The organism is Rhizobacter sp. P2_H2 (assembly GCF_056403375.1).
The window spans coordinates 1-6,722 of the sequence record NZ_JBFUFP010000212.1; the positions used below are offsets into that span (position 1 = coordinate 1).

The window sequence follows — 6,722 nt, forward strand, 5'->3', positions numbered from 1 at the left end:
GTCGGCGATGGCCTGGCCGCGCTTCGACAGCGCACCCGCCGGCGCGATCGCCGCCACCCGGCGCCGGCCGCCCCGCAGCGCCGCCAGGCCCGGCGCCACGTAGCTGCCGTCGCCGACGCGCGCCACCACGTAGCCCTCGGCACGCAGCCGCTCCAGCGCCCACAGCACCGTGTTGCGCCCGACGCCGAGCGCCAGCGCGTGATCGCGCGACGGCGGCAGCCGCGCACCGGGCGCGAAGGTGCCCTGCTCGATCGCGCCGCGCAGCTGCAGGTAGACCTGCTGGCGCAACGTGGCGGCCGTTGAAGCAAGCGCCGAATTGGTTCCTCCGGGCATGGTCGATTGGTTCCTCGTGAAGCCTCTTCAGTGTCTACGATATGGAACCAATCCGGAACCCGACGGGAGCCTCTCATGAGCAACCAGACCATCAACAAGACCGACCGCTTCATCGCGCTGCACCGCGGCCCGCGCGCCTTCGTGATCGCCAATGCCTTCGATGCCGGCTCGGCGCGCGCGCTGGCCGGCATCGGCTTCGCGGCGCTCGCCACCTCCAGCGGCGCCGCCGCCGCGGTGATGGGCCGGCGCGACGGCCAGTTGACGCGCGACGAGGCCATCGCGCACGCCCAGGCCATCGTGCAGGCAGTCGACGTGCCGGTGTCGGCCGACCTGGAGAACGGGTTCGGCGCGACGCCGCAGGATGCCGCCGAGACGATCCGCCGCGCCGGCGAAATCGGCCTGGCCGGCGGCTCGATCGAGGATGCGAGCGGCGACGAGGCGAAGCCGCTGTACGACATCGGCCACGCCACCGAGCGCATCGCCGCCGCGGTGGAGGCGGCGCGCGCGCTGCCGCATGGCTTCGTGCTGACCGCCCGGTCGGAGAACTTCCTGCGCGGCAAGCCCGACCTCGACGACACGATCCGCCGCCTGCAGGCCTTCGAGCGCGCCGGCGCCGACGTGCTGTTCGCACCCGGCCTGCCCGACCTCGACGCGGTGCGCACCGTGTGCAGCGCGCTGACGAAGCCGCTGAACTTCATGGTCGGCATCAAGGGCAAGTCGTTCAGCGTCGCCGAGCTCGAAGCAGCCGGCGTGCGCCGCATCAGCCTCGCGACCTCGCTGTACCGCGCCGCGATGCGCGGGCTGCTGGACGCCGCGACCGAAGTGCGCGAGCGCGGCACCTTCGACTACCTGAACCGCCTGTGAGGACCTCGACGATGGCCACGCACGACTACCACGCCGAGGTGCACTGGACGCGCGCCGGCCAGCCCTTCACCGACAACCGCTACAGCCGCCGCCACGACTGGCACTTCGACGGCGGGGCGACGGTGCCGGGTTCGTCGTCGCCGCATTCGGTGCGCGTGCCGATGTCGGACCCGAGCGCGGTCGATCCCGAGGAAGCCCTCGTCGCGGCCCTCAGCAGCTGCCACATGCTGTGGTTCCTCGGCCTCGCCGCGAAGGCGGGCTGGGTGATCGACGACTACCGCGATGCGGCGGTCGGCATCATGGAACCGAATGCGCAGGGGCAGATGGCGGTCACCGTCGTCACGCTGCGGCCGGCCGTGCGCTATGGCGGCGAGCGCCGGCCCGATGCCGCCGAGCAGGCGCGGCTGCACCACGAGGCGCATGCCAACTGCTTCATCGCGAACTCGGTGAAGTCCGAGGTGCGCTGCGAACCCGTCACGATCGACTGAAAGAGCCTCGATGTACGCACCCCGTCATTTCGAAGAATCCCGCCCCGAGGTGCTGCACGAGCTGGTGCGCACGCACCCGCTCGGGCTGCTGGTCACGCAGGATGCCGGCGGCGAGCTGTCGGCGAACCCGGTGCCCTTCCTGCTGGAGCACGACGAGGCCGGCCGCGCGGTGCTGCGCGCCCACGTCGCGCGCGCCAACCCGGTGTGGCAGGCCGCGCGGCGCGATGTCGATTCGCTGGTCGTGTTCCAGGGGCCGCAGGCCTACATCTCGCCGGGCTGGTACGCGACGAAGGCGGAGCACGGCAAGGTGGTGCCGACCTGGAACTACGTGATGGTGCAGGCGCGCGGCAGGCTGCAGGTGCATGAAGACGCACCGTGGCTGCTGTCGCTGGTGACTCGGCTGACGCAGCGACACGAGGCTGCGCTGCCACGGCCCTGGGCGGTGGCCGATGCGCCGGCCGATTTCATCGACGGCATGCTGCGCGCGATCGTCGGCATCGAGATCCCGCTGCAGGCGCTGACGGGCAAGTGGAAGGTCAGCCAGAACCGCTCGAGCGCCGATCGCGAAGGCGTCGCGGCGGGGTTGCGTGACCAGGGCGGCGCTGACTCGGCCGGTGCGTCGGTCAATATGTCCAGGCTGGTGCAGCCCGGCGGCTGAAGACGCGGGAGGATACTCGCGCTGCGCCGTCGCCTCGTCTGCCACGCGCACCGCACGATGAAATCCTTGCTCGCCCTGATCCTGCTGACCGCCGTCTTCAGTGCACGTGCCGCGCCACCGGTGCCCGACACGATCGCGCAACGCCTGCAGGCCTGCACCGGCTGCCACGGCAAGGAAGGCCGCGCCGCGCGCGACGGCTACTACCCGCGCATCGCCGGCAAGCCGGCCGACTACCTCTACCACCAGCTGCAGGGCTTTCGCGACGGCCGCCGCCAGTACGCGCTGATGACCGGCCTGCTCGATCCGCTGAGCGATGCCTACCTGCGCGAGATCGCCGCGTACTTCTCGTCGCTCGACCTGCCGTACTCGCCGCCGGCGCCCGGGCCTGCGCTGCCGGCCGCGCTCGCGCAGCGCGGCGAGGCGCTGGTGCGCAACGGCGATGCCGCGCGCAAGCTGCCGGCCTGCACGCAGTGCCATGGCGCCACGCTGACCGGCGTCGCCCCGGCGATTCCCGGCCTGCTCGGGCTGCCGCGCGACTACCTGGTCGCGCAGCTCGGCGCCTGGCGCACCGGCACGCGCCGCGCGCTGGCGCCCGACTGCATGGCGCAGGTGGCGCAGGCGCTGGCGGCCGACGAGGTCAGCGTGGTCGCGCAGTGGCTGGCGGTGCAGCGGGTGCCCGAGCCGGCGCATCCGGCTGCGACGCTGCCCGCCGCGTTGCCGATCACCTGCGGTGGCGTTCCCGACGTGACGAAGGTGTCGCCATGAAGCGCGCGCTGATCGTGATCGCGCTGTTGATCGCCGCCGCGGCAGGGGTGGGGGTGGCGCTGGTGATGGCGCTGAACTTCCGCGACGAGTCGCCGCTGGTCGCCGATGCCGCGCCCTTCACCCCGCAGCAGGTGGCGCGCGGCGAATACCTGGCCCGCGCCGGCAATTGCGCCGGCTGCCACACCGAGCGCGGCGGCGTGCCGTATGCCGGCGGCCGCGGCATCGCGACGCCGTTCGGCACGGTGTTCGCCCCGAACCTCACGCCGCACCCGCAGCACGGCCTCGGCGGCTGGACCGCGGCGCTGTTCTGGCGCGCGATGCACAACGGCCGCTCGGCCGACGGCCGGCTGCTGTACCCGGCCTTCCCGTACACCGAACTGACCCGCGTCACGCGCGAGGATTCGGATGCGCTGTTCGCATACCTGCGCAGCCTGCCGCCCACCGACAAACCGAACCGGCCGCATGCGCTGGGGTTTCCCTACAACACGCAGGCGGCGCTGGCGGTGTGGCGTGCCGCGTTCTTCCGGCCCGGCTCGATGCCGCACGACGGCACGCACTCGGCGGCCTGGAGCCGCGGTGCCTACCTCGTCGAGGGGCTGGGCCATTGCAACGCCTGCCATACGAGCCGCAATGCGCTCGGTGCGAGCTCGGGCATCGCGCTCGGCGGCGGGCTGATCCCGATCCAGAACTGGTACGCGCCGTCGCTCAGCGATGCGCGCGAGGCCGGCGTGGGCGAGTGGGAACTGCCGAAGATCGTCGCGCTGCTGCGCAGCGGCGTCGCCGATGCGTCGCGCGGCGGCAGCGTCACCGGGCCGATGGCCGAGGTCGTGACCGGCAGCCTGCAGCACCTGAGCGCCGACGACCTGCTCGCGATGGCGACCTACCTGAAGGCCCTGTCGCGGCAGGAGGTGAAGAACCCGCCCGCCCCGGCGGCGGTGATGGCGCAAGGCGGCCAGCTGTACAAGCAGCACTGCGTCGACTGCCATGGCGAGGACGGGGAAGGCGCGCCGCCCGCCTATCCGCCGCTGGCCGGCAACCGTGCGGTGACGATGGATTCGCCGGCGAACCTGGTGCACATCGTGCTGGAAGGCGGCTTCGCGCCGTCGACGCCGGCGAACCCGCGGCCCTACGGCATGCCGCCGTTCGCGACCGTGCTCAGCGATGCCGAGCTGGCCAGCGTGCTGAGCTACGTGCGCGGCTCCTGGGGCAATGGGGGAGCGGAAGTCTCGCCGCTCGATGTCGCGCGGCTCAGGAAATGAGGGCGCTGACCTGAACCGCGGCCAGCAGGCCCAGCCCGAGCGCCAGCATCCAGCCCTTGATCTCGCCGCGCCGCTGCCACGGTTTCAAGCGGTGCGGCCGGCTCAGCATCGCGAGCACGACCGATGCGCAGCCCGACAGCACGAACAGCACCGCCATCGCGAGGCTCAGGCCGCTGTCGCCGCGCTGCTCGGCCATGTGCATCACGACGGCCCCCATCAATGCGCCTGCCCCCATCGCCATCAGCGAATCGCGCGAGCTGGCAACGGAGGAAGGGGACGGACCGGTCGACTGCGGCATGGGAGGCTCTCTGGAAGAAGCCACCATTGTCGGCAGGCCACCGCTGCGGCAGTCCACGCAATACGTGGCGGATCCCACGCCAGTCCCTGGGTTCGCACCCGCGATTGACGCCCCTTCCGGCCCCGGATAGGCTCGCGCACCGCGAACGATTTCACAGATTGCAGGGGAGCACCGCATGCCATTCCGCCGTTGCCGTCCGATCGCCGTCGCTTCCGGGCTGCTGCTCGCCGCCACCGGTGCGCAAGCCGCCGACGCGACCGACTACCTGAACCAGAAGCTGTGGGTGCAGATCGGCGCGTTCCGCCCGTCGATCAGCTCGCACATCCAGGTCGACCGCTCGAACAGCGGCACCACCGGCACCGACCTGCACCTCGAGGACGAGCTGGGCCTGCCCGAGCACAAGACGCTAGGCACGCTGCTGGTCGGTGCGCGCTTCGGCGACCGCTGGCGTGCCGAGTTCGAGTACTTCTCGCTGAAGCGCAGTGCTGACAAGACGCTGCTCGAGACCGAGATCGTCGTTGACGACACCACCTTCCCGGTGTCGGCCTCGGTCGACAGCGAGTTCGACTCGAAGGTCGCGCGGGCGAGCGTCGGCTACTCGTTCTACAAGACCGACGAGGCCGAGGCCGGTGCCGTGGCCGGGCTGCACGTCACGCGCTTCAAGTTCATCGTCGAGGGCCTGGGCCAGGTCGACGGCGGCACCGTCGCGGTCCGCCGCGAGGAGGCCGCGCACACCGTGCCGCTGCCGACGGTCGGCGCCTACGGCACCTGGTCGTTCGCGCCGAGCTGGCTGGCCTCGGGCCGCGCCGATGCGTTCGCGATCAACTACAAGGGCCACAAGGGCCGGCTGCTGAACTTCCAGGCCAACCTGCAGTACCGCTTCACCGGCAACTTCGCGCTCGGCGCCGGCTACCGCTACGACCAGTACAAGCTCACCGAGACGCGCCGCGACCCGCGCGGCGAGGTGCGCTACACCTTCCAGGGGCCGCAGGTCTTCATCGACGCCGGCTTCTGATCGCGCAGCGCCTGCGCCTGGCCATGGAGACTGCCGCCTCGCCCGCCCCCGATCCCGCCGTCTTCCTGCACCTGCGGATCGTGCTCAGCATGGTGGTGAGCCTGAGCATCGCGCGGCTGCTGTCGGGGCTGGCGGTGTTCGTGCAGCATCCGGGCCGGCAGAAGGCGTACTGGGTGCACCTGCTGTGGACGGCCTCGACCTTGTTGCTGCTGGTGCACTTCTGGTGGTGGGAGTTCCGGCTCGCGCAATTGCCGGTGTGGCGCTTCGAGCTCTATGCCTTCGTGCTGTTCTACGCGGGGTTGAACTACCTGCTGTGCGCGGTGCTGTTCCCGATCGACCTCGATGAATACGACGGCTGGCGCGACTATTTCCTGTCGCGCCGCCGCTGGTTCTTCGCGCTGCTGGCGCTGAGCTTCGTGGTCGACCTGGGCGACACCTGGATCAAGGGCAGCGCGCTGCTGCCCAAGCTCGGGCTCGAGTACCCGCTGCGGGCCGGCGTCTACGTGCTGCTGTGCGGCGCCGCGGCGCTCATCCGACACCCGGTGTTCCACGGCGCGTTCGCGGTCGGCAACCTGCTGTACCAGGTGTCGTTCATCGTGCGGCTGTATGACGTGATCGAGTGACGAACCGGGGCCCGGAAGTCAGGGATCCGTCGCGAAATCCCGGTCATTTCTGCGCGACACTCCTTCCTCGCCGGGCGTGACCCGGTTCCGCGCACCAGACCACGGCTCCACAAGACCTCGCGGTGCGCTTCACGGGAGGATCCCATGCCGCACAGCCATTCCATCGCCGTCGCTCCATTGCCGAACCACGTCCCCGCCCCGCGCTGACCTGCTGGCGGCTGGCACCGATGTCGTCCTTCAAGAACCTGCCGCTGAGCTGGGCGCTGTCGCGCCAATGGCACCAGGCGCCGTTGCCGTGGCTGGCCTGGGCGCTGGGCGGCGTCGCGGCTCTCGCCGCGGTGGCCGCGGCAGGCGCCTGGGTGCATCTCCAGCAGCGCGAGCTGGCGGCAGCCCGGCGCGATCTCGCCACGCTCCAGGCC

General features: G+C 71.3%; 10 protein-coding genes. 8 read left to right on the plus strand and 2 right to left on the minus strand.

The annotated features are described in order from the left end of the window. Positions 1-333, minus strand: a 333-nt coding sequence (locus tag AC1D15_RS13470; RefSeq protein WP_477826372.1) for a GntR family transcriptional regulator, incomplete at its 3' end; no start/stop codon positions are given. Positions 334-408: 75 nt separating this feature from the next. Between AC1D15_RS13470 and AC1D15_RS13475 the strand changes: the two genes are divergently transcribed. From AC1D15_RS13475 to AC1D15_RS13495, 5 genes are read left to right on the plus strand one after another with little or no spacing between them, the layout of a single operon-like run. Continuing rightward, positions 409-1,197, plus strand: coding sequence for an isocitrate lyase/PEP mutase family protein (locus AC1D15_RS13475; protein ID WP_477826373.1), 789 nt, complete (start codon positions 409-411; stop codon positions 1,195-1,197). Between the two features lie 11 nt (positions 1,198-1,208). Next, positions 1,209-1,685 carry an OsmC family protein gene (locus AC1D15_RS13480; RefSeq protein ID WP_477826374.1) on the plus strand — a complete coding sequence of 159 codons (477 nt, stop codon included), beginning with the start codon at positions 1,209-1,211 and terminating at the stop codon, positions 1,683-1,685. Positions 1,686-1,695: 10 nt separating this feature from the next. Next, positions 1,696-2,343 carry an FMN-binding negative transcriptional regulator gene (locus tag AC1D15_RS13485; RefSeq protein ID WP_477826375.1) on the plus strand — a complete coding sequence of 216 codons (648 nt, stop codon included), beginning with the start codon at positions 1,696-1,698 and terminating at the stop codon, positions 2,341-2,343. A gap of 57 nt (positions 2,344-2,400) precedes the next feature. Next, positions 2,401-3,108 carry a c-type cytochrome gene (locus tag AC1D15_RS13490; RefSeq protein WP_477826376.1) on the plus strand — a complete coding sequence of 236 codons (708 nt, stop codon included), beginning with the start codon at positions 2,401-2,403 and terminating at the stop codon, positions 3,106-3,108. Further along, the gene (locus tag AC1D15_RS13495; protein ID WP_477826377.1) at positions 3,105-4,367 is read left to right on the plus strand and encodes a c-type cytochrome; all 1,263 of its coding nucleotides are present in this window, start codon (positions 3,105-3,107) and stop codon (positions 4,365-4,367) included. The genes AC1D15_RS13490 and AC1D15_RS13495 overlap by 4 nt, the downstream gene beginning before the upstream one ends. Here the strand turns inward: AC1D15_RS13495 and AC1D15_RS13500 are convergent. Continuing rightward, complete coding sequence (locus AC1D15_RS13500) at positions 4,357-4,665, minus strand: hypothetical protein (RefSeq protein WP_465111304.1); 309 nt, start codon at positions 4,663-4,665, stop codon at positions 4,357-4,359. The genes AC1D15_RS13495 and AC1D15_RS13500 overlap by 11 nt on opposite strands. Positions 4,666-4,840: 175 nt before the next feature. On the opposite strand from AC1D15_RS13500, the gene AC1D15_RS13505 reads away from it, so the two are divergent. The 3 genes from AC1D15_RS13505 to AC1D15_RS13515 all read left to right on the plus strand — a co-directional run. Then, a complete protein-coding gene (locus AC1D15_RS13505; RefSeq protein ID WP_477826378.1) occupies positions 4,841-5,680 on the plus strand; it encodes a hypothetical protein in 840 nt (279 codons plus the stop codon). Between the two features lie 23 nt (positions 5,681-5,703). Next, positions 5,704-6,303: a hypothetical protein gene (locus AC1D15_RS13510; protein WP_477826379.1), complete on the plus strand. Its 600-nt coding sequence runs from the start codon at positions 5,704-5,706 to the stop codon at positions 6,301-6,303. A gap of 227 nt (positions 6,304-6,530) precedes the next feature. Continuing rightward, on the plus strand, positions 6,531-6,722 hold a 192-nt coding region (locus tag AC1D15_RS13515; protein WP_477826380.1), incomplete at its 3' end, for a hypothetical protein.